A 25,796-nucleotide genomic window follows, 5' to 3' on the forward strand; every position below is an offset into this window, starting at 1 on the left:
TGAAGTCTCCGTTGAAATGTCGTTACTTCCCCGCTTGCGAATGCTCCTCATGAAGCAACCTCCTGAGCACCTTGCCGACCATGCTCTTCGGGAGCGTCTCGCGGAATTCATACTTCCGGGGCACCTTGTAAGCGGCGAGCTTGGAGCGGCAATACACATCGAGCTCCTCTTCTGTCAGGGTGGTCCCCGGCTTCGCGACGACATACGCCTTCACCGATTCGCCCCGGTATTCGTCGGGAATGCCGATGACCGCCGCCTCCAGCACGGACGGATGCTCGAACAGCACCTCCTCCACCTCGCGCGGGAATACTTTGAAGCCTCCGGCGTTGATCATATCCTTCTTCCGATCGACGATATAGAAGTATCCTTCTTCATCCATAGATGCCATGTCCCCGGTTCGAAGCCACCCCTCCCGCAGCACCGCCTCCGTCTCCTGCGGCCGGTTCCAGTAGCCCTTCATCACTTGCGGCCCCCGGATTTCCATCTCCCCTACCTCGCCTGCCGCGAGTTCCTCTCCCGTCTCCGGATCGACGATCCGGCAATCGGTGCTCGGCCACGGGATCCCGATGCTGCCCGTCTTGCGCTTCTCCCAGATCGGATTCGCATGCGTGACCGGCGAGCATTCCGACAAGCCGTAGCCCTCCACGAGCCGGCCGCCGGACAGCGCCTCGAACTGCTGCTGCACCTCGGCCGGCAGCGGAGCCGAGCCGCTGATGCAGCAGCGCACCGAAGTAAGCTGGTATTTGACCGCCGCCTTCGGATGATGATTGAGCGCGATATACATCGTCGGCGCGCCCGGGAAGATCGTCGGCTTTTCCTTATGAATCGTCTGTAGCAAGGTGTCGACCTCGAAGCGCGGAATCAGCGCCAGCTTCCCACCCACCGCGACGCTGAAATTCATGCAAACCGTCATGCCGTATACGTGGAACAGAGGCACTGCCGCCATGACCGTCTCTTGCCCGGGACCCATCCGGTACAGCCACGACCGGCATTGCTCCACATTGGCGACCAGATTGCGATGCGTCAGCATGACGCCCTTCGCCGTGCCGGTCGTTCCGCCGGTATATTGCAGCACCGCCACATCTTCCTCGGGGTCAATCCTTTCGGGCTCGACCGGTCGCGGTTCGGCTTGCCTCAGCAGGCGGGACAATGTGAAGATCCCTTCCTTCTCTAAGTCGATTACGGGCGGTTTCATTCCCTTTCGTTTTTGTACCACGGGATACAGCCATTTTTTCAAAGTCGGCAAGTAGTCCGGGATGCCCGTCACGATGACCCGCTTCAGGTTGACCTTCTCCCGGATGGAACGAATGCGGGAATACAGTACATCCAGACAGACGATCGTGTCGGCCCGTGAATCGTTCAGATGATAGATCAGCTCCCGCTCCACATAGAGCGGGTTCGTCTGGACCACGATCGCGCCCAGCAGCAGAGTGCCATAGTAACAGATGACGTATTGCGGAATGTTCGGCAGCATCAGCGCGACCCGATCGCCCTTCTCGATCCCTAGCCTCTGCAGGGCATAGGCGAATCGATAAGCCGAGTCGAGCAGTTCCTTGTAGCTCATCGAGGCCCCAAAATACACTAGAGCCGGCCGGTTCGCGTATTGCACCGCAGCTTCCTTCAAGTAGCTCGTGAGCGGAATTGCGGGAATGGACTGTTCGGGCCTAATTTCGTTCGGATAGCTGGTCACCCATGGACGTTGCGTCAAGCTCCTCCACCTTCCTCCGGTAAGCGTCTTCAGAATGGGTTCATTCATTCATATGGAGGACTGCCTGTTCGACATGAGGAGAAATATAAAATCGACTTAGTAAACAACGGAATCGTCCCCTCGTCACCGCATAATCCAGCCATGTAGACTGGTGGAGAAGCATCATTACGAAGTGAGGGGAATCTATGGAAACCATCGTTCTTAACGTCAACCTGTCGACGGATTTCGAGGAGGGCGAGTTGGCTGGCCGGGCGAACAGAGCTATCCAGGCGGCGGTCGATTATGCTGCTGGACTGGGCGGAGGAACGATCCATCTCGGGGAAGGCGTGTTTCGTCTGGACAGCGCCATTCATCTTCGTTCCAACATTAAGCTTGTGGGTGTCCCGGGCAAAACCGTGCTGTTCAAAACAAACGAACGCGTTGCGTCTCTTCTCGCCGATGCCGATTTGCACGAGCGCCAGGTAACCGTCGACAAGCCGGAGCTGTTTCCCGTCGGGCAAACCGTCACGATACGTAATGCCGACTCCAGCTTGGGCTTTGGCGACACAGTGGCGATCGTGGCAGCAAAGGAAGGGCAGACGCTGTTTCTGGATCGCGAGTTGAACGCATCTATCGCTGCCGATGGAGGCATCGTCACGACCCAAACCCCGGTGATCAGCGGATACGACTGCGAGCAAGCGGAAATTCGCAACTTAATCGTGGACGGGAACAAAGCGCAACATTCACGGGCGGACGGTTGCCGCAACGGAGGCATCTTTTTGTTCCGATCGCATCGCGTGAGGATCGAAGGCTGCACGGTTCGCGATTACAATGGAGACGGGATCAGCTATCAGATTTGCTCGGACATCGACGTGAGGGATTGCGATGTCGTCCGCAACGGGGGCAAAGGGATTCATCCCGGAAGCGGTACCGTCCGCACTCTTATTCGCAATAGCCGCTTCATGGAGAACGGGATGGACGGCATCTTCCTGTGCTGGCGCGTTCAGGACAGCCTGGTTGAGCACAACGTGGCCGCCGGCAACGGCATGAGCGGCCTCTCGATCGGTCATAAGGATAATCGGAACGAGATTCGCTACAATCGATTTTCGGATAATCACTTTTATGGGATTTTTTTCAGGAATGAAACGGAATCGTCTTCGGCCCGGAGCAACCGGATCGAAGGCAATTGGATTGAGGATAACGGATCGGAGTCGATGGGTTATGTCGGAATCCGCATACGCGGCTATACGCGAGACACCGATTTGGTGGCGAACCGGATCTCTTTTTCGAAGGCGCCCCTGGATCGTACGATCGGCATCTGCCTGGAGGAGCACACGAGTAACATACGAGTACAGGACAACGAGTTCGTCAATTGCCGTATGAACACCCATACGCACTGGCTCCCCATTTGAGTCGCTAGTTCGCGCTAACCCGAAAAAAATAGGCCTTGTCGGCAGCCGAAGCAACCCGAACAGGCCCATTCCTTTTTTTGATAATTCTCCCAGCTTCTATCGGACTGCTGCGCTAAACGTCTTGTAACCCGCCAGACGGAAAGGCTGCGACGGCTTCGCCCACGGGACTCCCGTCTCCGACAACAGCTTCCGGCTGTCGAACGCCTTGTTCATCTCCGCCTCGATCCCCTCGATGCAGATGGACAACTGATCGTCCTTGAGGAGATGCCGCGCGATATAATCTTCCGGCACCGTGACGATCGGGCTGGCCGATTCGAACGCCCCGTTCGCGGCCTGCATATACAAGCGCGCCTTGGCGAGCGGGCTCCTCAATTCCTGCTCTTCCCCTCTCAGCACCCGGATGAAGTTCATCAGGTTGCTGCTCATCGGCCACTGCTCCGGATTGTCATACCGCAGTGTCTCTTCCCCATTCTGCAGCGTAACGCTCTCCGTATAATCGCATGTGATCGTCCCGCCAGTCCCTTCAATCATTACGCGAGGCTTCACAACGGGATTGTTCGCGCATACGGTGGCATAGAAGTATGCCGAAGGTCCCCCACTCATCTCGACTCGGATGCAAGACGTGTCTTCGCCTTCAATCGCATTGGCGCGGTACAGCTCCGCCTGCACCTGTGTCGGCTCGTTCGGAGCGCCTTTCGAGAGCGCGGGCAGCGTAGCTAGCTGCAGCACCATATGCAGCGTATGGGCGAATGGGTTCATCACCGTGCCGTCGAGCACCGGCTGCCCGCCTATAGACAGCTTCCCGGCCCACGGCGTCCGGCTGTAATAGCCCTCCGTCCGCTGCCACAGGCCGATCGCCTTGACGGCTTGGACGTCCCCGATCTTCCCCTGCTCCAGCCATTCATTGATTTGGCTGCGCGCCTCCAGCGGGAGCGAGCTGAAGTTGACGGCACAGCGGCGGCCGGTGCGCTCGGAAACTTCGATCAGCCGATCGACATCGTCGATCAAGGCCGCCGGCGGCTTCTCCAGCAGCAGATCGAAGCCGGCCTCCATGACGTCGATGCCCATCCGGGCATGCAGATGAATCGGCGTCGAGACGATGACCAGATCGGCCTCGCGCTCGGTGGCGAGCATCTCCTTATAATCGCTGTACAAGCGCGTCCCGTTCTCGGTCAGCTGCGCGGCGAGCTCCTCGGAGATCTTCAAATCGCTGACGGCGATAAGCCGCACATAGCCGGCCTCGGCGAGCGCGAGCGTCTGCTTCAAGTGAACCGAACCGAACCCGTTGATGCCGATGATTGCAATGCGCACGACGGATGTTGCCTCTTGACTGGACATGCGTACAGTCCCCCCGTAACTGGTTGATGGTTGCCATGGTTGTATTCGAGTTCGACCGCGGAAATCCTGCTTCCCGGCATCAGAACATCAGAACATATCGAGCAAATAAGGCGTTCTTCGCGGGATCGTCCGTTCGAGCAGCTCCACGGCAGTCGATCGACCTCGCAGCCGGCCCAACTCCCACAATGCAGCGGGACGGGAGCTCCCGAGCAGAAGCGACGACAACGTGCAAATGTCGCAAGCGAGCCATTCGTCCCCGCCCGCCTCGGTCCCGTCGGCGGCAGGTAAGACGTTCACGCGTGTGATCGTGAACCCGCCTCCCTGCAGCCATTGAAGCTCCCATGTACCGCCGTTCCATGGAGCGTGCTCATCTTGGACGGTTATCCGGAGCGTCGAGCCCGGCGGTTGCGTTGCGAACGGATAGAGGCGCAAGAACGGCTCCAAGTCAACAATTCGCGCCATATAGTACGGATACAGCTTCCGCCCGGCCGTGCCCGGCTCCGCGAACCAGTGTGCAGTCGGATCGTCGGCCGGCATGCTGATGTCCACGCTGTCGACGATGGAATCATGGTTGGCGACGAACTGCCACAGCCCCTTCCGGCTGTCGGCCGAGAGCGGGATCCATTCGTGAATCCGGAACCGCCGATCGCGGATGGCATACAGCATGTACCCTTCCGGCTCACCTCGATCATTGCAATAGAGCGCCAGCTGCCCCAGCTTGCGACGGAACACGGTCGACTTCCACCAAGCCTCGTCTCGAACGAGCATCCCGTTGAAGCGGGTTGTATAGGCAGCGTACAACTCGGCCACAACGCCGAGATCCCCTTCGCCGCCGCGTTTGATTTGTCCAGCCGTATCTTTGAACCTGGGCAGGTGCCGGCTTTCTACGGAATACGTCACTAGATCGCAGAACCACTCCCAGCCGAATTTCCGGTAAAAAGCAAACGAGAACGGGTTCAGCATCGACACCGTCTGTCCGCTGCGCTTCATCTCCTCCAGGCTGCGTACGATCAGCTTGGACACCAGGCCGCCGCGTCTCAGCTCCGGATAGGTCGCGACATGGGCAATGCCGCCCATCTCGTAGGCGACCCCCTGCACCATAATGCGCAAGGGAAGGATGGCGACCCGCGCGGCGAGCCGGTCGTCCCGGTAATAACCCCAGATCTGCTCCGGGACGACTTGCTTGCGCCGCGCCTCCCGCTCTTCCGGAGTGAACGAGACGGCGAACGCCACTTCGGTCATGTCCACAAATTGATCGATTTCGTCGTGTCTAAGCTGTCGGATCATCCTCTTCACTCCCTTTCGCTTCCCCCGTATTATAGCGGCCTGCGACGGCGGCGGATACAATCGGTTTTTTCGCTTCATGGAGGAATTACGGATATTGAAAAATGAGTGAACAAGTGAAAAATCCGTTGATAGCCACCGTACACACGGGATGCTTTAATAAAATTAGCTTTTATCGGAGCATTTCGGAGTGGCGGGTTCGTCCTTAGCGGTAGCTAATTATGCCGATTCAGGAAGCGTTAGCTCCGATGCCCTATTTCACGCTTTTGCGGTGAAGCACCTAAACATACTGAATCTGTAAAAAGAAAAAGGTTCCGACAAAGGGGGATCCTATGTCCAGCACCGAAAGTCTTGTTCATGTATGGGCCGTGAACGACGGCGAGAAAATCCATCGGGACGACTTGTCCAATCCGCACCGTTCCGGCAACAGCGTTTGGGACGGCACCCGGGTTCGCCTGTTCGGCGCTCGCAACGAAACGGTGGCGTTCCAGATCATCGTTGAGGCGTCCACAGCCATAGGCGGCGTCACGGTCGACATGTCCGCGCTCACGCTCCACACCGACTCCGCCTGTTCCATCCGCAACGAGCTTCGCTCCCCCACCGATCCGAACGATTATGTCGGTCGCCGGATCGAAGTGTTCACCCAGCATTATCTCTACGTCGCCCCCGAGCTGAGCACGCCGCCTCAATGGTTCTATGCCCCGAGCGCTCCACCGCTGCAGGCTGCCGGCTGGATTCCGGACGCACTTATTCCGCACGAGGCGAGGGCGGGCTTCGGCGGTCAGCCGGTTGCGATCGCGGCCGGCAAGAATCAAGGCTTCTGGATCGACATCTACATTCCGGACGACGGCACGCTGATCGCCGGCCTGTATACGGGGTCGGTCCAAGTCCGGGTAGGACCGGATGCGCCCGCGATCGTCATTCCGGTCGAGCTCGAGCTGCACGACTTCACACTGCCACAGGAGACGCATACGAAAACGATGGTGTACACATCGGACGTGAGCGCCTACTTCCCCATGCTGGACAATGCCACGGACGCGCTGCGAAAAATGGCCCACCGCCATCGGTTCGACATCGTCGGCTCCGGCGTCCACGGTTCGGCATTCGATCTGGATGCTTTGGAGCGGTATAAACCTTATTTGACTGGCGACTACTACAGGACAGAAAACGGGTACGAAGGGCCGGGGCAAGGTGTCGGCGAGCAGTTGTTCCCTATCGGCATGTACGGCGCCTCGGTGCTTGGGCATGAGCCGGAGGAAATGCAGGCGTCCGCCGCCCGTTGGGTCGACTGGTTCCGGCACCTGCAAGAGGAGCATGGATGGAGGGGCACGTATTTCCTATACCTGATCGACGAGCCGAGACCGGACAAGTTCGACTGGATCCGGCGTCAATGCGAATCGATCAAGGGCTCACGCGGCACGAACCCGAATCTGCCGATCCTGACCACCCGGACGCCTGTCGAGGAGCTGGCGGACAGCATCGACATCTGGTGCGTCCCGTTCCTGCGTCCTGAGGAGAAAGAGACCGCCGATCGGAAGGGACAGCCCATCTGGTTCTATAACGGCTATCGGCCATCGCACGGGTCTGTCATCCTGGAAGGCGAAGCCGTCGATCTGCGCGTGAACGCTTGGGTGAAGTGGAAGCACGATGTGGACGTCTACTTCCTCTGGCACGGTACCCATTGGCGCCACAATCATCAGGGCCCTCGAGGGCGTGCTCCCCAAAACGTATTCGGTTACCCGGTGACGTTCATGTACGTAAACGAGAATCCGGATGATGAGTTCTACGGCGAGTCGGGCATTCATTGGGGCAACGGCGACGGCATCTTGTTCTACCCGGGGCGTGATCCGTTCTACCGCGAGCAAGACCGTGGCATCAATGGTCCGATCAGCTCGATTCGGATGAAAAATTTGCGCCGGGGCATCCAGGACTACGAATACATGTGGATGGCTTCGGAGAAAGGCCGTCGCGAACAAGTGGACGCGATCGTGCGTCAGGCTGTGCCTCGCGTGCTCCACGAGGCGAGCCGCGATCATCCGGTCTCGTGGTCCCCGTCCGGCAACGATTGGGACGCCTGCAGGATGCAGCTGGCCCGGCTAATTACCGAATAACACAGATGGCAGGCTGCATGGCGTATGATATAATAAGGCCCTCAGGCAACAATCCCGAAGGCAGGTGAGGTACTGATGACGGACACGTCCAGCCGCAACTTCATTTCGAGACTCGGTTCCCGGGGGAGAGCGTCCTCGCTGTTTTTCCGGCTCCTGGTCAGCTTTTTGATCATCATCTCCCTCTTGGTGTCGTTCATTCTGTTCTCCGTCATGTTCTATCGGGACAGCATTAAGGATGAGCTCATCAAGTACAATACGCTGAATCTCAAAAATACGACGGACAACTATGAAACCGTTTTCGCCTTGATCCAGAATGCCGTTCTGAGCTTCTCGCTGAAGCCGGAGCTTCAGGAAGTATCAGGCGCTTCGATCGATTATGTGAAAGCGGTCTCAATGATGCAGGACATCCAGACGGTCATCTCCAACCGGCTCCTGCATTTGAATAACCTGATGCTGCTGTACAAAGACACGGGCTTCGTGCTGGAAAAAAGCCGGGGAGCCGACCTGGAGACGATGTTCAACCGCTACTACACCAGTCCCGACTACAGCGCGGCGTTCTGGACCGATCAGTTCGGAGCGGGCAGCAAATCCCGCATGCTCCCCGCCTCCACCTTCGGCGAGCTGGACCGCGGGAACCGGACCGGTGTCTCCACAATGATTCCGATCGTAGTGAAGAATGATCAGATCAAGGACTTTTACTTGCTCGCTCTCGCCGACGCGGACGAGATGTATGCTTCCCTGCATCATTCGATCAATGACAATTTTTATATCATGAACGGACGACAGCGGTTGTTCGCTTCTGCGGGTTCCGCTCAGGTAGATTTGCCGGAATTCTCCAGTGACGGATATTTGAAACGGGAAGGCCATTATTTTTTCTCGATGAAAGGGAAGAGCGGGTACACGTATATCCAGATGATCCCGGATACGACGATCTCCTCCCAAGTACGCTGGAACTTCTCGTTCCTGCTCCTCCTCATCATGACCGTGTCGCTTAGCGTAGGCGCCTCCTTCCTGCTCAGCCACCGGCTCCAGACGCCGGTCAAGCGCATCGTCGAGGCCATTCAGAAGTGGAACACCCCGACGGCCTGGGAGAGCAGTATTAAGGAGTTCAATCTGATCCATGCCCGAGTCAGCGACATCCTGAAGACGAGCCAGGATATGCGCCAGCATATATCCGAGAAGGAGTCGCTGCTGAGACATTATGCGTACTCCAACCGGCTGAAGAACATTCGGGCGAAGGGTCAGGATGACGATACGACTCAGGAAGAGCGGCCGTTCGTGCTCTTGTTGTTCCAAGTGAATTACAAATCCGGCTTGCAGCAATTGGACGTGGAGCAGGACCGGGCTACGGCGTTCATCCGGGAATTTGTCAATCGGATCGTTATGGATACTTACCCGGATTCGCATACGTTCCAGATGGAAGCCGATCAAATCTTGTCCATCGTCTTCGCCGAGCCGGACGATCCGTCGATCGCGGGCGTGATGAGTCAAATCAAGCAAGTATTGGATACGGAGCGCGAGTATTGCTTCCTAACGATGACCGCGGTACGCGGGACGCAAGATTGGAACGAAGCGTACCGCCACGGGGAGAGGCTGCTGGAGCGCAGAAGGTGGAACGACAAGACGCAGCAGATCGAGGAAACCGACCTAGCCGACGAAGAGGAGATCCGGTTCTCGACGGCGCAGGAGGAAGAACTGGACGCCAATCTGAACAGCGGCAACGAAGCGGTCGTGCTGCCGCTCGTGAAGCGGCTGATCGGCCAGTTGAGGAAGAAAGACGCTAGCGCCGGCCACGTAATGAGCTTCGCCCACTATGTGCTGCACCGTCTGCAGAAAACGCTGCAGCACAAACAGCTCGAGGCGGGATTCGTCCAGCAGGCGATCGCACAGCTGCCGAGCCGGTTCACCTACGATCAGCTGGAGGCGCTGCTCGAGCAAGCGATCCACTCCGCCTGTCAGGCGGTCAAGGCTAAGAAGGACAAACGGGATCCGATCATTCACTTCGTGTATGATTATTTGGAAGCCCACTACGAGCGGGACATTACACTCGACGCGATTGCGGAGAGGCTGAACATCTCGCGCAGCTACCTCTCGACTTATTTCAAGGAGAAGACCGGCACCTACTTCGTCGATTACGTGAATTCGGTCCGTATCCGGAAAGCGAAGCAATTGCTGCAAAAGCCGGACATCCGGATTCAGGACGCCGCGGCGCTCGTCGGCTATCAGAACATCAATTCGTTCAATCGGATGTTCAAGAAGTTCACCGGCGTTACGCCGAGCGAATTCCGCAAGCATGAGCTGTTGTAGGGCGTTCGGATGCAGTCAGGCTTAGGCACCGCTTGTACTACTCGTACAAGTCGGTGCTAAGATATTTGAGGCCGGAATCGTTGATCGTCAGGACGATCCTCGCCCCACGTTCGCGCTCCCGCAGCAGCTGGAACGCGGCCGCCGCGTTCGCGCCGGAAGAAAAGCCGGCGAAGATGCCCTCCTCACGGGCGAGCCGGCGGCTCGCCTCGATCGCCTCCTCGTCCGTCACCGTCAGGTAGCCGGTGACGAGCGAGCGGTCGACGAGCGGCAGCTCCATGCTGTACCCGCCGCCCTGCAGGCGGTGGTTCGGATTCGTCTGCGGCCCGCCGGCCATATAGGGCGCCCCCGCGGGTTCCACCAGATAGCAGCGGACATCGGGGTTGTACGCCTTCAGCCGCTTCGCGCAGCCGGCGAACGTGCCGCCGCTGCCCGCGAAGTCGAGGAAGACGTCGAACTCGCCGCCTGTCTGCTCCCAGATCTCTTCCGCCGTATGCAGCTCATGCGCATGGAGGCTGCCCGGATGATGGAACTGGTCCGCGCGGAAGGCGCCGCGGTCCCGAACGATCTGGTCCGTCTCCCGCTCCACGAGGGCAAGATCTTCGCCGGACACTTGGCCGGGTACCGAGCCGGGGGCTTGATCGACGAGCACGACCTCGGCGCCGAGCGCCCGCATCATCCTCGCCCGCTCCATCGAGTTGCCCTTCGACATAACGGCTACGAACGGATACCCTTTCACGGCGCATACGATCGCGAGACCGGTGCCCGTGTTGCCGCTCGTCAGCTCGACGACGGTCTGGCCGGGGGACAAGCTCCCGTCGCGCTCTCCTTCCTCCACGATTTGCAAGGCGATCCGGTCTTTCTTGCTGAAGCCGGGGTTCATGTACTCCAGCTTCGCCAGAATGTCCCCCTGCAGTCCCTTCGTGAACCGGCTCAGACGGACCATCGGCGTGCCGCCTATCGTCTGATGGGCGCCTTCCAGAATTCGTTTGCTATAATCGACCATTTCTAGAGCCACTCTCCTTGATAATGAAAGATTTGACGCTATTCCGATACGATTATAGCATACGTTTGTGCGTTATGTCGCACGATTGTGCAACAAGTTAGGCATTCCAGAAATGTCTCGCTTGAGGACGTCCAGCCAGCGCACGACCGTTACGCCTCCCGCGGGGAGCTCGGCCAGCAGCTCCTGCACGTCCACGTGCAGCCCGAGTCCGGCGGCGAAAATGCCGTGACCCCAGCGGTGATGCTCGCTCACCGGGACGTCGCGGAACGCGCTCAGCAGGCCGTCGAGCCGAACGCGGCCGAGCTTGGCCAAGACGGCCGCGTACAGCGCCGTCAGTGCATGCTCTTCGGAGCCCCGGATCTCCGCCGGGCGCAGGCCGCACTCGTCCTGCAGGACGCGCAGCGCCGCCAGCACGTCGGCGACGCGCATCCCCTGCAGCGTCCGGCCGAGCAGCCGGGCGTAGTAGCCGGCACCCGTCTCGACGTCGAACATGCCGAAGGAGGAGCGCGGATGCATGGCGTCCGTCCCGATGCCTCGCGGCTGGACGAATAGCCAGGAGCAATTCGAATCCGCCGTCGCCGCAGAGACGACGTCTTCCGGTAGCGGGCCGACGACTGCGCACAGCGTATCCGGCTGCACCGTGTCGACTCGCCGGACGAGCTTGCACTCGATCGTCATCCCCGGCTCGCTCTCGATGACGAGCCGGGTCACTTCCCAGCCAGCGGTCGTGCCGGACGACTCCCGTGCGAGGAGCCGCGTCTCGTGCGGCTCGGACAGCTTCAGGACGCTTATCAGCCGCTCCGGCACGTCCATGCCGTCAGCCGGGTAGGGGCGATTCCGGAACATGGCCTCCGCTCTCGACGAGATATACGCTTGCAGTTCATGTCCTCCTGTCGGGCTCATCTGTGCGCACAGCAATTCCGACTCGCTCGGAAGCGACTCATAGTCCACCGTCGCGTTGCCCCGATACGGGACATCGAATTCCCGGCATAAGAACCGGAGTACGGCGAGACGCGTCTCGACCCACATCCCGTGGCCTTTGGAAGCGATCGAGACGTGCACCCGTTCTTCCACTCCCATTAGCCTGTAGAGCCCCTTCGCTTCCACCAACGCATCACGCACGCCTTCGATCGGGAAGAAATCGAACAAGGCCGCCCCCACCATGTACGGCCTGGGTGCCGCAGCGGTGATGAGGTCGCTTAAGTCGAGCCCCTGCTCCATGAAGCCGGGCGTGCACTGCTCCGCGTCCTGCGCGAGGATGCGCTGGAGCATGGCGCGCAGCTCCGTGATGTAGCAGCAAGGCGCGACCGCGTGCAGCCGGTCGTCATACGCCCCCATATAGGCGGACATCATGCCGCCTCCCGAATTGCCCGAGACGGCCACCCGGGTCGGATCGACCTCCGGGCGTGCGAGGAGATAATCGAGCGCCCGGCGGCTCTCCGCCAGCATATACGCCGCGGCATGCTCATCCAAGACGCTCAGCTGGCGGTCGAGCTTGCAGTGCGCGTCCACCGGACTGAGCCATTCTTCGCCGGGCGCCTCGCCCGGCAGCCGGCGCTCGCCCTGCCCGATCGGATCATAGATGAGCGTACAGAAGCCGTTCTTCGCCGCCTCGACGCCGAACGACACGTACATCGGGCTCGCCTTGCCTTCAGCCGCATGTCCGCACGGAAACAACACCGCCGGTGCGGGCTGCCGAACTCCCGCCGGATAATAGAAATTCGCCGTGATGAATACCCCGGGCATAGCCTCGATTGTTACGCGGTCGACCGAATACCCGTCCTTATGCAGCGTTCCGGTCACCTCGACGCGTCCCGGCGGACAATCGGGCAGCGGTCCGACACACCGTTTGAACGCTTCCCGCACCGAATCCCGGTAGGCGATCGCTTCCTCCTTCGACCGGATCGCCTTCACCCGACGTTTGCGCTTCAGCAAGTAGGCGTCGCTCCGGCTGTCTAAGAAACGGAGAAACGCATTGTCCCGATAGTCCATCCGTTCCGGATAATCGTCGATATAAGACCGCTCTCTCGCCGCGTGAGCGCGGCGTTCGAATTCGGAAGTGTGGAGCTCCATCATCCTGGCCCCTCCGGTCCAATGAATTATTCGAAGGGGAGTCGCCTCCCCCTCTCGCCTTGCCGCTTACTTCCACTCCGGCTTCACGCCGGTCGCTTGCAGCTGCTTGTTCACGTCGTCGATGACTTCCTTGCCGCCCTTTTTCATATACTCGTCGACCATCTTGCTCCAGTTGGAAATCGGTTCCTGGCCCACGATCATCTTCGTCTGCCATTCCTGCGTCAGAGCGAGCAGTTCCGAGCCTTTCGCAGCCAGCACTTCCGAGTGAATTCGATTCACAGGGTCGATATAAAACTTCGTATTTTTCAGCAGGTCGACAGCCGATTTGGCGAAGCCTTGGGCGAATGCATCGGTCAATACTTTTCCCGGCTCGGTCGCTTCATCGTTCGGCGCCCAGTACGGCGCGTTGAAGTAGCTGACCGGACGCTTCGTTACGGCTTCCGCGGTCGTTAACGATACGCCGTTCACCATCGTGTAACCTACGCCGTTGCCCCCGTTTTGCCAATCGTACTCTTTGTTCTGAGGATTGCGCTGATCGACCGGAATGAATGTCCGGAAGTAGTCCTGCATCTGCAGAATCCGATTCACCTTGTCCGGATCGTTCTTCAGCTTGGCATTGATCATCGTGACCTGATAATAGCCCGGCAGCGCGAGATAGCCTTGCTGGCCGTCCGCTTGCTTGAACGGCGGGATCACTTCGATCTCGGCTGTCGGCTGTGCGGCCTTGAGCGTCTTGAAGCGGGTTTCGGAGATGTCGTACGGTTGCTCGTAGTAAATGCCGTACTTGCCGGCGAAGAAGTCCTTGCGGATGTCCGCCGTCTTCGACACCGCCCAGTCCTTGTGAATGGCGCCTTCCTTGTACAAGTCGGCGAGCAGCTGCGTCTGCTGCTTGAATCCTTCGGAGATGACGCCGGGAATCAATTGGCCTTGCTCGTTTTTCCAATACCAGCCGCTATCCCATGCCGCGCCCATGTGCGCCCCGTAGACGATCAGCTTCGACAGCCCGATCCCGTACGTATCGGCTTTGCCGTTTTTGTCCGGGTCGTTCTTCGTGAACGCGATCGCCACGTTCTTCAATTCCTCGTACGTCGTCGGCATTTTCAGGCCGAGGTTGTCTAACCAATCCTTGCGGATGAGCGGCTTTTTCCCATACTTCGGAGGAAAATACTGCGGGATGGCGTAAATTTTGCCGTCCACCGTCACCGCGTCCCACACTTGCTTCGGCACTGCTTTCAAAGTAGGGTATTTGTCGATGTAGTCGTTCAGCGGGAGGAAGGCCCCTTGCTTCGCCCATTTGACGAAGTTGGCGTCCGCGCTCTCCATCCCGATCATGTCGGGCAAATCGCCCGCCGCCATGACGACCGGCAGCTTGTTCGTGTACTCGTCGTACGGCACCTGCTGCGGCTTGAAGTCGACATTGAACTTCTCGTTGATCTTCTGAATCCCTTCCCCGCTCGGATCCGGGATCGGACTCGACCACGTGCCCTCAATCGTGGTGATCGTTACCTTTTTGGGTGCGGTGGCGATCGCGGGTGGAGTACCGGTGGCGTTCGGTTTGTCTGTCGGCTTCGAGTCGCTACTGCATGCGGCGAGCCCGGCGGCCATGCTCATACTCAAGCTTACAGCGATCCATTTTTTCATTTGCGGATGAACCCTCCTCGATTTGGTTGCTTCTGATATTCGGACTCCCTTGCCATTCTTGAGATACAGTCAGCCTTTCACGGAACCGAGCATCACCCCTTTCGCAAAATGCTTTTGCAGAAACGGGTAGACGATCAGGATGGGCAGGGTGGCAAGCAAAATCGCCGCCATGCCGATCGTTTCGCCGGGTGGCTGGTGCGCGCTGCGGGCCGCGTCCCGGGCTGCAGAGGCGAGCGCGTTCGTCGCGTCGTTCAGGATGACGATTTGGCGCAGGATGACCTGTACGGTCCATTTCGAGGGATCGTTCAAGTAAAGGATAGCCGAGAAGTACGTGTTCCAATGGCCGACCGCGTAGAACAGGCCGAATGCGGCGAAGGCCGGCTTGGACAACGGGACGACGATGCGGGAGAAGATCTGCAGGTCGTTCGCGCCGTCGATCAACGCCGCTTCGTTCAGCTCCTGCGGGATATTCAGGAAAAACTGGCGGATCACGATCAGGTTGAACGAATTGATCGCGCCTGGAATAATCAGCGCCCAGTAGGTGTCGATCAGGCCGGTCGCTTTCACGACCAAGTAAGTCGGGATCATCCCGGCGCTGAAGATAAAGGTGAACAACACGAGAAATAAATAAACGCGCTGTCCCCATATGTTTCGAGTAATAGCATAGGCCATCGTCGCGGTCAAGACCAAGTTGACCAGGCTGCCGACAACCGTAATGTACACGGTCACCCCGATCGAGCGGATGAACTCCTTGGATTTCAGGATGTAGGTGTACGCATCGGTTACCCACTGGCTTGGCCACAGGATGAGCTCGCTCTTCATGTATTCCTCGTAGGACGTGAACGAAACCGCGAAGATGTAGTAAAACGGGAATAGCATCAGCAGGGCCAGCAGCGTGAGGATACTTGCGTTGACGAAATGGAACGCGCGTTCCGGTACGGTTGGTTTTAGCATGTAGATCACCTGCCTTAGGAGTTAGAAGACGCCGTCTTCCCCGAATTTGCGCGCGAGCTTGTTGGCGGCCAGGATCAGCACGAGTCCTACCACGCTTTTGAACAAGCCCACCGCCGTGCCGAAGCTGAAGTCCGCTTGCTGGATGCCCTTGAAGTACACATAGGTGTCTAGCACGTTGCCGACTTTCATCGTGAACGGATTCAGCATGAGGAATATTTGCTCGAAGCCGGAATCCAGCACGCTCCCAAGCCGGAGGATAAACAGGATGACGATTGTGCTTCTAAGCGCGGGCAGCGTAATGTGCCATATTTGGCGCCACCGGTTCGCTCCGTCGACTACGGCCGCTTCGTACAAGCTCGGGTTGACCCCGGCTAAGGCGGCGAGGAAGATGATCGTCCCCCAGCCGGATTCCTTCCAGATGACCTCGAGCACGATAAGCGGCATGAACCAGCCCGGCTGCTGCAGGAACGTGATGGGCTCTATCCCGAACGCCATGTCCAGCAGGCGATTCACGATGCCTTCGGTCTTCAGGAAGATCGTGACGATGCCGATCACGACGACCCACGACAGGAAATGCGGCAAATAAAGGATCGATTGAATGATCCGCTTGAAGCGTTCGTTCCGCATCTCGTTCAGCATGATCGCGAGAATGATCGGGACCGGGAACGCAAATGCAATCTGAAGCGTGGAGAGCCAGATCGTGTTCCATAACACCCGAATGACTTCCTGGTCGCTGAAGATGGTCCGGAAGTGGCGGAAGCCGACCCATTCGCTATGGAGGAAGCCCCGGAACGGGCTGTAGTCCTCGAAGGCGATCACATTGCCCAGCATCGGAATGTAGCGATAGATGATGAAGTACAGCAGTCCCGGCAAGAGCAGGAGGAACAAATAGCGTTCCCGCCAGAGGCGGCCGGCGAGCTGGTGCGGCTTGTTGCGCCGCGGTTGGACAGGAGGCCTGGCGTCTGTGTCCGGAGCAGCGGGACGGCGCGACGTGGCGTGGAGGGGGCTGGATGCGCGGGCCATCGGCGATCTTCCTTTCTCTGTGCGCTGTCTCGGGCGCTAACCCGATGCCTTCACAATAAAGGAAACGCTTGCAATTGCCTATTGTAGCAATTCTCGCTGTTTCACCGAATTCAAGAAAATTGAACAAATGATGAAGGAGTGAAAAAAGTGAGGGTAATGGAGGGGGAGATTGAGCTATACTCAAAATAACCTATTGACCCTCACATTAATGTTATGGTTTACAATACAACCAACACGGATAAAGGAGACCTGACAACATGCGAATCGGCGAATTGGCCCAAGCAACCGGAGTAAGCATTCGCTCGCTGCGATATTACGAACAACAAGGCTTGCTCAGCTCGAGCCGGGAGCCGAACGGATACCGCACTTACTCCCCCTTCGCGGTCGAGCAAGTGAGGACGATTCAGCTGTACATCCAGCTCGGCCTGTCGACCGATGAGATTGCCGGGTTCCTGCAATGCGTGCTGCTGAACAAGGAATCGTTCTGCCGTCAAGTGCTGCCCGTGTACCGGAACAAGCTGGAGGAGATTGACCGGCAGATCGAACAGCTGCAGCAAATCAAAATGAACCTGGAGGAACGGATCGCGTTCATTCAGGCGGAAAACCTTATAACTCAAGGAGGAACATACGATGGCGATTGAAATGGTTACGGAGAAGCAATTCGCGGCGAAACTCGGGGACAGCGAGGTAACGTTGGTGGACTTCACCAGCCCTTACTGCCCCCCCTGCAAGGCGCTTATGCCTATATTGGACGATCTGAACGGAGAGTACCCCGACTCGAAGCTGAAGATCCTGAAGGTGGACATCGACGAATCTCCCCAGATTGCGTCCGACTATGGCATCATGGGGACGCCTACGGTCATTGTGTTCAAACGGGGACAGCCGATGGAAAAACTCGTAGGCTTGCGAGCCAAATCGGCTTACCAATCGGTGATTAAACGGTTATTGAATTGATCGGCTAGTCAACTTAGGCCTTGACGATCCAGGTATCCAGTTTCCGCGAAGCGAAGGCGTTCGGATCGCCGGCTAAATACAGCTTGGCCGACAAGACGAGCGGCGATGCATTGTCCGCCGAAATGTCTGCCAAGCTCACCCACTCGGCGCCCTTGGCGTCATCGCTCCGTCGATCCGTTCGGAACGAGGTCGGCACGCTGCACGCCGCTTCGAACAATATCGCGAGATGCTGGATATGCGAATGCTCCCGGATCGGGGAGGGGACGACATATTCACCGATCCCGGCTTGCCGGAGCACCTCCACCTCGAGACCAGCCTCTTCCATGAACTCGCGCTCAAGCGCTTCCGGCAACGTCTCCTGCGGTTCCACGGTCCCTCCCGGCAAGTCATAGCGGTTCCGGTACGGCCCATTCGTTTTGTGGACGACGAGCAGCCGCCCCTCTTGATAACAAATCCCATATACACCTAAATGCCGATGCCACGTCATGGGCGTTCCCCCTTCTTCCATTTTTCCTAGTGCTTCCCCATGGAAAATCCGTCGTAGAGCCTCCCTCCCAGCGGCTCATAGATGGAGTAGACGAACTGGATCATAGGCGCCTTGTCTCTTCTCGTATAGTAGGCATCCAGTGCCGCGAAATACCGGTCAGCCAGTTCCGGGTCCATCCGATACAAAGCACGAGTCATCGTCTTGCCGCTCCCCGACCATCTCCCGTTCAACCTGAGAATAAAATCCCCCAGCCGCACGCTCATCGCATTCAACGTCATGATCGCTTCCCGTTCGTCAACCGCATCCTCGAAGTCGTCCACGAAATCGAACATAAAGTAGCGTGAAGCGTCGACGAACGCCTGCGTTAACGGTTCCGGCCCCTGCGCCAAGCTAGATCCTGCCGCTGCCTTGAACGGCTCCGCGAGACCCGGCTTCTCCTCGATCAACACAATGCCCTCCAGCATCATCGCCGACAGAATCGGTTTACCGTCGATGCGTTCTTTTTCGAACTGGGGCATGTATGTATGCTCGTTATGAATAAACACCTCCAGCTTCCAGCCGTACCGCTCGAAGCTTTCCCTGTAACCGGCCGGTTCCCCCTCGCGCAAGATCACGACGAGATCCAGGTCCGAAGTCGGCTTGTCTTCTCCTCTGGAGGCGCTGCCCGCCAGGAACGCGACCTTGCAGCCCGGGAACGTATCGGCCACAAACTGATAAGCCGCATCGATCGCCTTCAGCCTCATCCACAATCTCCTTCTCTCTCTAGTATCGTCAAATAAAAACGCACCCCCGCCCGATCAACAGGCGCGAATAGCAGCGGATCCCGTTCGAACAAAGCCCGCAGTTCCGCAACCGGAATCCATCGGATCTCCGAAGTGTCATCCCCTTGCTCCAACAAGGTTCCTTCCGCTCTGCAGCGGAAGTAGCTGCCGACGGAGTCAATCGGCCCATGGATCGTCTGGTAGACCGCAAACGGCCGGATGCACTCCACTTCGAAAGTGGAATCCATCCCTACCGTATCGATCCGGGTGTCGGCCCCTTCCACCTCCGTCACGACGAGACCGGTCTCCTCCATCACCTCACGGCTCAGTGCGGTGAGCAGCGGCTCGTACGGCTCGATCCTTCCTCCGGGCAACTCAAGCAGCGACGCTCCTTGACCGGGCTTATCGCGCCGCTGAATGACGATTTCTCTTTGCCCGTCTACGAAACGTTCGATGAACGCTCGTGCATTTACGAAGAACATAGGAATACGACCTCCCTGGCAGTTTGACTTATTCCTCCCTACGGCTCCCGATGCCGAGGCGCTCCAGCAGCTGCCCCGTCGATTCCACCACCGTGGCCTCCCCTGGGCCTTTGCGATAGAGCTCGGGCACGAACCAGCCGCATTGATAGACGTTCCGGATGCCGCTCGCCGCCGCCCCCTCCAATTCCTGAAAGCCGCCGTCCCCCACGAACGCCGCCTGACCGGCAGAGACGCCCAAGCGCGATAACGTCAGCTCATAAATGCGGGGATCGGGCTTCGCCAAGCCCATTTGGTATGAGAACACCACAATGTCGAAATAAGCAGCGAGCGGACTGTCGTGCCACCCTTGCACTTCCTCCTCGGTACAATTGCTGATCAGCGCCAGCTTCGCTCCTGCGCCTTGCAACCGCTCCAGCATAAGGAGGATGGACGGATCGACGGATTCGAAGGGAACCCTTTTCTCCCCGATTCTATCTTGGTACAGAGCTTCGATGGAAGTTGCCCTGCTCCCGCTCTCCATCCGATGCTCCGCTAGAATGTCCTCCACGACTTCCTTGAAGTGGCGGAACGCACCGGTCATTCGCCGATCTCTGCGAGCCGACCAAGCACGGCCGAACACCTCGTTCGGAATTCCGATCAGCGGCTCGTAATCTCGTTTCGCCCGATCCACCTTCCTCCTGCCATCCTCGAATTCCGTGACAAGCGTCTCGAATAAATCGAATAGGACTGCCTGAACTTGCATTGACACTGCTCCACCCTTCTTTTTTATCCATTATAATCCAGGAGGTCCGATCTGTCTCTCAACTCGAAAAAGGACTTCCGGAGCAATCAAGATTAGCACGATGGAGCCGTAAAGTCCGAGCGTATAGCTCGTCAAGTAATCGAAGCCGATCATCCGGTGAAACAGATAGGTGAGCAGATGGATCAGCAAATTCGTAAAGCAAAAGACATAGCTTCGAATCATCCACCGACGGTGTTGGAGAATCCGTTTTTTAAGGATGTGGACAAGTGCTGTCGCCGTTACAAAGAGCCAGAGAAGATTAAGAACGTTGAAGCCTATGCTGTTAATTTTTCCACCAGTCGCGTACGGCGCCATGTATCCGGATGTTAGTACGGCCATAAGTACGGACGCTACATACACGTAGCCGTTCACGCGATGCAACCTGCGATGTCGCTCATAGATGAGGTTTGAAAAATTGATGAGTCCCGACGCCATGGCGATACAGGCGGCCCCTACATGAATGTGCATAACCGTCAACCAAATGCGAGGCTTTAGCTCATGCTCGAGACCCGCTTTTTGGCTTAGAAACATCTCGGAGTCCGGATCGACAACGAGATTGGTAATCAGAGCATAAAGGATGTAGATCAACCCGATACACACAAACAGCTTGTAGAAGGCTTGGCGTCTATCCATGCTGTCCACCGCTTATTTCCGCTTCCCTGTTAATTTGGAGGCCGGCAATACACCCGCTTTGGCGATACCGTTCATAGAGTCCCCGTCAACTGTTACTTCAAACTTCAAATTCAGACGCAACGGCTTCGTAATTCGCTGTGACCAGCGAAGCATATTGCCTTTATGTTCCAGATCAATAAACGCGCTCACTTCATCCCCTTGCCTCGCCGTACCTTGCATGACGCCATTAACCGTTGCGATATGGAGCCTGACCGACAGCTTCCCTACTGGGCTTGCGATGATCGTATCCCATTCCCCATCGAAAATCGAAGCCCGTATGAAGTCATTACCCGATGTGTCTTGAGAGCGTTCAGGATCCATTGCTGCGTTCAGATCACTGACTGCCGATCCAAGATTCGTGCTCGGAGCGATCCCCATGTTGCGCCAGACCGTTCCTCTTCGTTCAAATTCGAACAGTTGCTCTACTGCATGCGCAATACGAGGCCCGAGCTGATGTTCAACTAGATGGAGCGCGACATCGAGCCCCGAGGTCACACCACCCCCAGAAACGAAGTTACCGTCATCGACTACTCGGGCCCTAACCGGTATCGCACCCGTCGCCCCAAGCAGGTCCATCCCTAAGTGATTCGTCACCGCCGGCCTTCCTTCCAGAAGTCCTCCCATGGCTAGTAATAGGGAGCCCCCGCATACGGTTGCAACTACGAGATCCGGATGCCCGAGCGCTTGTTCAAGCATTTCGGTCAATTTCGTGTTCATAGCTCGGGCCAAAATCGCAGGAATCGAATTCGGGCCGTCTCCCTCTAACTCTCCGGACGCGCCGGGCACTAGAATAATGCCCTTTCGATCCGGGCTCAGCCTGCCGGTCGCTTCAATTTTCAATCCGTTGACGCCGCTCGGGACGAGCCTCGGCCCTTCCGCCGTGACAAATTCCACACACAACACAGTATCGGCGACCATCCCGGCAGCACAAAAGACTTCATAAGGTGCAACGGCATCCAGAAGATCGAACCCATCAAACAGCACGATTTGTACAGTCAACATCTCTTTAACCTCCTTCTATTCATACCACCGATAGAAAGAATAGCAAGAGAATCTCACAAACGAATCGTCAAAAAGGTTACAAAACGATAAACAAACCGTCCCAATATGTGCGGAATTCGTCTGGTTTTGCAGAAGAGATGTTACACTAGGAGAGAATCGGATGGATAAGTCGTTGGAAAGAAGGCGGATATCGATGAATGAAAGACCTACTGTATTGGTCGTGGACGATGACCAGAGCATCGTTGAACTACTTAGAGATTTTTTAGAAAATGAACGGTTTCAGGTCGTAATGGCTAACGACGCGACGCAAGCGTGGACAGAGTTTCAACGGAACCCCATTCATTGCATCATCCTGGACGTGATGATGCCGGGACAAAACGGATTCGAATTATGCCGGCGCGTTCGGACGGAAAGCAATGTTCCGATCCTGTTCTTGAGTGCCCGGAGCGATGATGTAGATAAGATTCGTGGCTTGACGCTCGGCGGCGATGATTATATTGTCAAAACCGCTTCGCCCGGCGAGATCGTTGCCCGCGTTAAGGCTGTTTTACGACGCACTAGCACGCAGCAAGCAAACGCGGTCAATGTGTTGGACTATGGCCGTATCAAGCTGAATTTGTCCACAAGAGAAGTGTTCGTCGATGGAACGAACGTCTCGCTCACACCGAAGGAATATGAGCTGCTGCGATTGTTTGCGGAGCATCCGAGACAGGTGTTTACTTATGATCAACTGCTCTCGAAGTTCTGGGAGGGCATCGGCGATAAGCATACGATTCGCGTCCATCTGAGCCGTCTTCGCGAGAAAATAGAACTCGATCCCGATCAGCCGCAATATTTGACCAACGTATGGGGCGTAGGTTATCGCTTCGAGGGGGTGTAACATGAGGAAGCTTCGTATTCGTACCTATCTTTTGCTCAGTTTAGTGCTCCTTCTGCTGCTGCCGTGGCTTTTCTTTGTAACGGCACACCTCATCACGACCCGATCGTTGCATATTGGAGCGGATCGGCCGAATTCCTATACGGGGCTCATGGTGGCTGCGTTCGCGGGGCTGCTTGTTGCTTTCTTTATAGTGGGTGTTCGAATGCGTCGGCTCCTTCTCTTGCCCCTCGAGAGGATGAGTCAGGCTGCTCGGCAAATTGCGGAAGGTGATTGGGACGTTCGGCTACCCCAGTCGGCCGTCAGAGAGATTGCAGAAGTTCGAGACGGGTTCGAAGTCATGGTAAAGGGAGTTCAAAGCTCACACCGAAAGCAAGCGGAGCTGGAGGAGGAACGAAGGTTTATTATCGCTTCCGTCGCGCATGACTTACGGACGCCATTATTCGCCTTGCGGGGTTATTTGGACGGGCTCGAACAAGGGATTGCACGAACACCGGATCAACTGGCGAAGTATGTAGCCGTGTGTAAGGAGAAATCAGTGCAATTGGATCGATTGGTCGAGGACCTATTCACCTTTACAAAGATGGAGTACTTGGAAACCGAGCTAAGCGAACACACAGTTGGCTTCCACGAGATTGTTCAAAAATCCGTCGAAAGCCTGGAGCCGCAAGCGCAGCAGAAACACATCTCGATCGTCGCCGATTATGCACCGGATGACTGTATGATCCAAGCCGATTCCCACTTATTGCATCGCGCGATTGGCAACTTATTGGACAATGCGGTGCGGCATACCCCTCCCCATGGCCGCATTCTCGTTGAATGCCGTCGTGAGGAAGGCCGCGTTGTGTTTACGATTCAAGATTCAGGGCCGGGCTTTGCGTCAAACGAGCTGAAACGTATCTTCGAGCCTCTATATCGAGGCGAACAATCGAGAAGTCGTGCGACAGGAGGAGCAGGGCTCGGGCTGACCATCTCACAGCGAATCATCCGGCAGCATGGAGGTGAGCTTGCGGCAGGCAACCACGCGGGCGGTGGTGCAATCCTCTCCGGCTGGATTCCCTTCGCTAACCAGTAAGAAAGACACGAAGGCTGACAACATAAACTCCTCAGCCTTCGATTACCCGGTGATGGACTACTCACTCCAGGTTTGTAATCAACCCGGCATCCTTCTTCAACCAATTCAGGACATCGAGCTGATTTTCTTCCGAAACACCGTGATCGGTCGGATATAAGTGGAATGTCAGTAGCGGTGTCTGATCCTTAAAATAGGCAGCCGTCTCATGCCCGATCCGAACCGGGAATACGGAATCGTGCTCTCCATGCGAAACAAAGAACGAGACGTCCTTCACGCTGCGCAGCGGATACTCCGTCTTCACAAAGTCAGGAACGTACCCGTTCAACGCAACGATTCCCCTCAGTTGATCCCCCATCGTCAGCGCAAGTGTCATGGACAGGATGGCACCTTGACTAAAGCCGAGCAAATACCGCTTGTCCGAATCGATCGGATACTTCTCCGTTGCATAGCGAATGAATCCTTCGAGCTGCTTGACTGCATCGTCGAACATCTCCCGGATGGGATTGCCGAGACTTTTCAACTCGTAATACTGATAACCCGCACCGAGCGGCAGGTTGCCGCGAATGCCGATTATAATGAAATGATCCGCGAGCGGAGCGACCAAACCGAACACATTTCTTTCATTGGAGCCTTTGCCATGCAGGGTAAAGACGACTGGATATTTCTTGTCCGGGTCCATATGGGCCGGCAAATGAACATCATATTGATAAGCCGGATTCACAATAAATCCCCCTTAGTTGTAAGTTATGCGCTGCGTTTGTTCATAATAAGACGGTCAACCGAGAGAGGCGACCGATCTGCAACAACCAGATACAACGAAATCATCAAAAATCCGAGATCCAGCTCATAGCCGGGCATTTGAGCGTTGCCGAGAAGTCCAGCCGGAAGCTTCGCCGTGAAGATGGCTCCGATCAGCATGACTACGAACAAGGCCGAAACATAACGAGTAAACAACCCCACAATCAGCAATATGCCCCCAACGAGCTCAAGCATCGCTATAACATAACCCAAAAATCCCGGTATTCCAATTGAACTGAACCATGCGTCTACATTGCTTAGTCCCGTTTGAAACTTGGCGACTCCGTGGGATAAAAATATAATGCCCATCACCACACGCATAATAACCGAAACTACCGCTGTCTTACTCATTCCGTAATCTCTCCCCTAAAAAAATATTAGTAATAAAGATATATTGTTTATATAAGTAATTTATTATAAAACACTGTGGAACGTCAACAGGAAATTTGTTAATATGTAATTAACTTTTGTATTACTAATATTTTGGTTTGAGGTGCAATCGGATGGATATCGGCTCCACCATACGCGCGATTCGGAAACGAAAAAATATCACAATCGCTCAAATTTGTGAAGAAACCGGCTTGTCACAAGGCTTTATGAGTCAGGTTGAAACTAATAAAACGTCCCCCTCCATCTCGACGCTTGAAAGCATAGCGCAAGCTTTGAAGGTTCCATTAGCTTATTTGCTCTTGAAAAAAGAGGATCGCATGAATATTGTTCGGAAGGATGAACGAAAAATTACGACAAGCGGTTCGGAGCATCTGAAGGTGGAGCATCTGAGCTCCACCAAGAACGTAAGGATGATGCTAGTGGAGATCCCTCCCGGGGCTTCCACAGGGGACATCCCTCATGCACATGAAGGCGAAGAGGTCCATGTTGTAGTAAAAGGGAGGATCTACGCCGAGCAAGGGGAGGATGCGGCCGAATTCGGAGAGGGCGATTCTTTCAGTTGGAATGCGTGCACGCCCCACATGGTGAGAAATATAGGCGAGGATACGGCAATTGTGCTGATCTCCATCTATACGGAGACCGACAGCAGATGGGATTTTCTATAAGATAAAGCCGGGGGATCCC

Annotated in this window: 24 protein-coding genes; 8 read left to right on the top strand and 16 right to left on the bottom strand. The window is 56.6% G+C overall.

Annotated elements, in window-relative coordinates; genetic code table 11:
• Positions 1–22: 22 nt before the first annotated feature.
• The gene (locus ACI5FR_RS03540) at positions 23–1,756 is read right to left on the bottom strand and encodes a long-chain-fatty-acid--CoA ligase (RefSeq protein ID WP_405450363.1); all 1,734 of its coding nucleotides are present in this window, start codon (positions 1,754–1,756) and stop codon (positions 23–25) included.
• Positions 1,757–1,893: 137 nt separating this feature from the next.
• Here ACI5FR_RS03540 and ACI5FR_RS03545 point away from each other — a divergent pair, with 137 nt between their 5' ends.
• Positions 1,894–3,099, top strand: a complete 1,206-nt coding sequence (locus tag ACI5FR_RS03545; RefSeq protein ID WP_405450366.1) for a right-handed parallel beta-helix repeat-containing protein — start codon at positions 1,894–1,896, stop codon at positions 3,097–3,099.
• A gap of 96 nt (positions 3,100–3,195) precedes the next feature.
• Here ACI5FR_RS03545 and ACI5FR_RS03550 read toward each other — a convergent pair whose 3' ends face one another.
• Together ACI5FR_RS03550 and ACI5FR_RS03555 are read right to left on the bottom strand one after the other, a co-directional pair.
• On the bottom strand, positions 3,196–4,437 hold the full coding sequence (locus ACI5FR_RS03550) for a Gfo/Idh/MocA family protein (RefSeq protein WP_405450369.1): 1,242 nt from the start codon (positions 4,435–4,437) through the stop codon (positions 3,196–3,198).
• An 87-nt stretch (positions 4,438–4,524) separates the two neighbouring features.
• Positions 4,525–5,724, bottom strand: a complete 1,200-nt coding sequence (locus ACI5FR_RS03555) for a GNAT family N-acetyltransferase (RefSeq protein WP_405450372.1) — start codon at positions 5,722–5,724, stop codon at positions 4,525–4,527.
• Between the two features lie 329 nt (positions 5,725–6,053).
• Between ACI5FR_RS03555 and ACI5FR_RS03560 the strand changes: the two genes are divergently transcribed.
• Together ACI5FR_RS03560 and ACI5FR_RS03565 are read left to right on the top strand one after the other, a co-directional pair.
• Positions 6,054–7,832, top strand: coding sequence for a DUF4091 domain-containing protein (locus ACI5FR_RS03560; protein ID WP_405450375.1), 1,779 nt, complete (start codon positions 6,054–6,056; stop codon positions 7,830–7,832).
• Positions 7,833–7,907: 75 nt separating this feature from the next.
• A complete protein-coding gene (locus tag ACI5FR_RS03565; protein WP_405450377.1) occupies positions 7,908–10,139 on the top strand; it encodes a helix-turn-helix transcriptional regulator in 2,232 nt (743 codons plus the stop codon).
• 37 nt (positions 10,140–10,176) lie between these two features.
• On the opposite strand, the gene ACI5FR_RS03570 is transcribed toward ACI5FR_RS03565, so the two are convergent.
• The 5 genes from ACI5FR_RS03570 to ACI5FR_RS03590 all read right to left on the bottom strand — a co-directional run bounded on the left by ACI5FR_RS03570 (position 10,177) and on the right by ACI5FR_RS03590 (position 16,833).
• Positions 10,177–11,142 (bottom strand): PLP-dependent cysteine synthase family protein, encoded by a 966-nt coding sequence (locus tag ACI5FR_RS03570; protein ID WP_405450380.1) that lies wholly within the window; start codon positions 11,140–11,142, stop codon positions 10,177–10,179.
• 72 nt (positions 11,143–11,214) lie between these two features.
• The gene (locus ACI5FR_RS03575) at positions 11,215–13,218 is read right to left on the bottom strand and encodes an alpha/beta hydrolase family protein (RefSeq protein WP_405450383.1); all 2,004 of its coding nucleotides are present in this window, start codon (positions 13,216–13,218) and stop codon (positions 11,215–11,217) included.
• 63 nt (positions 13,219–13,281) lie between these two features.
• On the bottom strand, positions 13,282–14,856 hold the full coding sequence (locus tag ACI5FR_RS03580; protein ID WP_405450386.1) for an extracellular solute-binding protein: 1,575 nt from the start codon (positions 14,854–14,856) through the stop codon (positions 13,282–13,284).
• 69 nt (positions 14,857–14,925) lie between these two features.
• Positions 14,926–15,810 carry a carbohydrate ABC transporter permease gene (locus ACI5FR_RS03585; protein WP_405450388.1) on the bottom strand — a complete coding sequence of 295 codons (885 nt, stop codon included), beginning with the start codon at positions 15,808–15,810 and terminating at the stop codon, positions 14,926–14,928.
• A gap of 21 nt (positions 15,811–15,831) precedes the next feature.
• Complete coding sequence (locus tag ACI5FR_RS03590; RefSeq protein WP_405450391.1) at positions 15,832–16,833, bottom strand: ABC transporter permease; 1,002 nt, start codon at positions 16,831–16,833, stop codon at positions 15,832–15,834.
• Between the two features lie 257 nt (positions 16,834–17,090).
• Between ACI5FR_RS03590 and ACI5FR_RS03595 the strand changes: the two genes are divergently transcribed.
• Together ACI5FR_RS03595 and ACI5FR_RS03600 are read left to right on the top strand one after the other, a co-directional pair.
• Positions 17,091–17,474 carry a MerR family transcriptional regulator gene (locus ACI5FR_RS03595; protein WP_405450394.1) on the top strand — a complete coding sequence of 128 codons (384 nt, stop codon included), beginning with the start codon at positions 17,091–17,093 and terminating at the stop codon, positions 17,472–17,474.
• Positions 17,464–17,787 (top strand): thioredoxin family protein, encoded by a 324-nt coding sequence (locus tag ACI5FR_RS03600; RefSeq protein ID WP_405450398.1) that lies wholly within the window; start codon positions 17,464–17,466, stop codon positions 17,785–17,787. Before ACI5FR_RS03595 ends, ACI5FR_RS03600 begins: the two co-directional genes overlap by 11 nt.
• 13 nt (positions 17,788–17,800) lie before the next feature.
• On the opposite strand, the gene ACI5FR_RS03605 is transcribed toward ACI5FR_RS03600, so the two are convergent.
• From ACI5FR_RS03605 to ACI5FR_RS03630, 6 genes are read right to left on the bottom strand one after another with little or no spacing between them, the layout of a single operon-like run.
• The gene (locus tag ACI5FR_RS03605; protein ID WP_405450400.1) at positions 17,801–18,274 is read right to left on the bottom strand and encodes an NUDIX hydrolase; all 474 of its coding nucleotides are present in this window, start codon (positions 18,272–18,274) and stop codon (positions 17,801–17,803) included.
• A gap of 26 nt (positions 18,275–18,300) precedes the next feature.
• Entirely contained in the window at positions 18,301–19,017 is a 717-nt protein-coding gene (locus tag ACI5FR_RS03610; protein WP_405450403.1) for a nucleotidyltransferase domain-containing protein, read from the bottom strand.
• On the bottom strand, positions 19,014–19,517 hold the full coding sequence (locus ACI5FR_RS03615) for an NUDIX hydrolase (protein ID WP_405450405.1): 504 nt from the start codon (positions 19,515–19,517) through the stop codon (positions 19,014–19,016). Before ACI5FR_RS03615 ends, ACI5FR_RS03610 begins: the two co-directional genes overlap by 4 nt.
• A 28-nt stretch (positions 19,518–19,545) precedes the next feature.
• Positions 19,546–20,259, bottom strand: a complete 714-nt coding sequence (locus tag ACI5FR_RS03620) for an HAD family hydrolase (protein WP_405450408.1) — start codon at positions 20,257–20,259, stop codon at positions 19,546–19,548.
• Between the two features lie 30 nt (positions 20,260–20,289).
• Positions 20,290–20,931, bottom strand: coding sequence for a DUF2306 domain-containing protein (locus ACI5FR_RS03625; RefSeq protein ID WP_405450410.1), 642 nt, complete (start codon positions 20,929–20,931; stop codon positions 20,290–20,292).
• Positions 20,932–20,943: 12 nt separating this feature from the next.
• Positions 20,944–21,972: a DJ-1/PfpI family protein gene (locus ACI5FR_RS03630; protein ID WP_405450413.1), complete on the bottom strand. Its 1,029-nt coding sequence runs from the start codon at positions 21,970–21,972 to the stop codon at positions 20,944–20,946.
• Between the two features lie 193 nt (positions 21,973–22,165).
• Here ACI5FR_RS03630 and ACI5FR_RS03635 point away from each other — a divergent pair, with 193 nt between their 5' ends.
• Together ACI5FR_RS03635 and ACI5FR_RS03640 are read left to right on the top strand one after the other, a co-directional pair.
• Entirely contained in the window at positions 22,166–22,852 is a 687-nt protein-coding gene (locus ACI5FR_RS03635; RefSeq protein ID WP_405450416.1) for a response regulator transcription factor, read from the top strand.
• Between the two features lies 1 nt (position 22,853).
• Positions 22,854–23,924 carry a sensor histidine kinase gene (locus tag ACI5FR_RS03640; RefSeq protein ID WP_405450418.1) on the top strand — a complete coding sequence of 357 codons (1,071 nt, stop codon included), beginning with the start codon at positions 22,854–22,856 and terminating at the stop codon, positions 23,922–23,924.
• 61 nt (positions 23,925–23,985) lie between these two features.
• On the opposite strand, the gene ACI5FR_RS03645 is transcribed toward ACI5FR_RS03640, so the two are convergent.
• Positions 23,986–24,645, bottom strand: coding sequence for an alpha/beta hydrolase (locus tag ACI5FR_RS03645; RefSeq protein ID WP_405450421.1), 660 nt, complete (start codon positions 24,643–24,645; stop codon positions 23,986–23,988).
• Between the two features lie 23 nt (positions 24,646–24,668).
• On the bottom strand, positions 24,669–25,073 hold the full coding sequence (locus tag ACI5FR_RS03650; RefSeq protein WP_405450424.1) for a DoxX family protein: 405 nt from the start codon (positions 25,071–25,073) through the stop codon (positions 24,669–24,671).
• 152 nt (positions 25,074–25,225) lie between these two features.
• Here ACI5FR_RS03650 and ACI5FR_RS03655 point away from each other — a divergent pair, with 152 nt between their 5' ends.
• Positions 25,226–25,777 (top strand): helix-turn-helix domain-containing protein, encoded by a 552-nt coding sequence (locus ACI5FR_RS03655; protein WP_405450427.1) that lies wholly within the window; start codon positions 25,226–25,228, stop codon positions 25,775–25,777.
• Positions 25,778–25,796 lie beyond the last annotated feature (19 nt).

The sequence above is a fragment of the Paenibacillus sp. HJGM_3 genome, from assembly GCF_045062745.1.
GTDB lineage: Bacteria > Bacillota > Bacilli > Paenibacillales > NBRC-103111 > Paenibacillus_AA.

Coding starts and splice junctions, on each gene's coding strand:
- ACI5FR_RS03560 (WP_405450375.1), top strand. CDS start 6,054: ATGTCCAGCACCGAAAGTCTTGTTCATGTATGGGCCGTGAACGACGGC.
- ACI5FR_RS03625 (WP_405450410.1), bottom strand. CDS start 20,931: ATGGATAGACGCCAAGCCTTCTACAAGCTGTTTGTGTGTATCGGGTTG.
- ACI5FR_RS03575 (WP_405450383.1), bottom strand. CDS start 13,218: ATGATGGAGCTCCACACTTCCGAATTCGAACGCCGCGCTCACGCGGCG.
- ACI5FR_RS03580 (WP_405450386.1), bottom strand. CDS start 14,856: ATGAAAAAATGGATCGCTGTAAGCTTGAGTATGAGCATGGCCGCCGGG.
- ACI5FR_RS03605 (WP_405450400.1), bottom strand. CDS start 18,274: ATGACGTGGCATCGGCATTTAGGTGTATATGGGATTTGTTATCAAGAG.
- ACI5FR_RS03545 (WP_405450366.1), top strand. CDS start 1,894: ATGGAAACCATCGTTCTTAACGTCAACCTGTCGACGGATTTCGAGGAG.
- ACI5FR_RS03620 (WP_405450408.1), bottom strand. CDS start 20,259: ATGCAAGTTCAGGCAGTCCTATTCGATTTATTCGAGACGCTTGTCACG.
- ACI5FR_RS03595 (WP_405450394.1), top strand. CDS start 17,091: ATGCGAATCGGCGAATTGGCCCAAGCAACCGGAGTAAGCATTCGCTCG.
- ACI5FR_RS03550 (WP_405450369.1), bottom strand. CDS start 4,437: ATGTCCAGTCAAGAGGCAACATCCGTCGTGCGCATTGCAATCATCGGC.
- ACI5FR_RS03635 (WP_405450416.1), top strand. CDS start 22,166: ATGAATGAAAGACCTACTGTATTGGTCGTGGACGATGACCAGAGCATC.
- ACI5FR_RS03615 (WP_405450405.1), bottom strand. CDS start 19,517: ATGTTCTTCGTAAATGCACGAGCGTTCATCGAACGTTTCGTAGACGGG.
- ACI5FR_RS03570 (WP_405450380.1), bottom strand. CDS start 11,142: ATGGTCGATTATAGCAAACGAATTCTGGAAGGCGCCCATCAGACGATA.
- ACI5FR_RS03585 (WP_405450388.1), bottom strand. CDS start 15,810: ATGCTAAAACCAACCGTACCGGAACGCGCGTTCCATTTCGTCAACGCA.
- ACI5FR_RS03590 (WP_405450391.1), bottom strand. CDS start 16,833: ATGGCCCGCGCATCCAGCCCCCTCCACGCCACGTCGCGCCGTCCCGCT.
- ACI5FR_RS03610 (WP_405450403.1), bottom strand. CDS start 19,017: ATGAGGCTGAAGGCGATCGATGCGGCTTATCAGTTTGTGGCCGATACG.
- ACI5FR_RS03555 (WP_405450372.1), bottom strand. CDS start 5,724: ATGATCCGACAGCTTAGACACGACGAAATCGATCAATTTGTGGACATG.
- ACI5FR_RS03630 (WP_405450413.1), bottom strand. CDS start 21,972: ATGTTGACTGTACAAATCGTGCTGTTTGATGGGTTCGATCTTCTGGAT.
- ACI5FR_RS03650 (WP_405450424.1), bottom strand. CDS start 25,073: ATGAGTAAGACAGCGGTAGTTTCGGTTATTATGCGTGTGGTGATGGGC.
- ACI5FR_RS03565 (WP_405450377.1), top strand. CDS start 7,908: ATGACGGACACGTCCAGCCGCAACTTCATTTCGAGACTCGGTTCCCGG.
- ACI5FR_RS03540 (WP_405450363.1), bottom strand. CDS start 1,756: ATGAATGAACCCATTCTGAAGACGCTTACCGGAGGAAGGTGGAGGAGC.
- ACI5FR_RS03655 (WP_405450427.1), top strand. CDS start 25,226: ATGGATATCGGCTCCACCATACGCGCGATTCGGAAACGAAAAAATATC.
- ACI5FR_RS03600 (WP_405450398.1), top strand. CDS start 17,464: ATGGCGATTGAAATGGTTACGGAGAAGCAATTCGCGGCGAAACTCGGG.
- ACI5FR_RS03640 (WP_405450418.1), top strand. CDS start 22,854: ATGAGGAAGCTTCGTATTCGTACCTATCTTTTGCTCAGTTTAGTGCTC.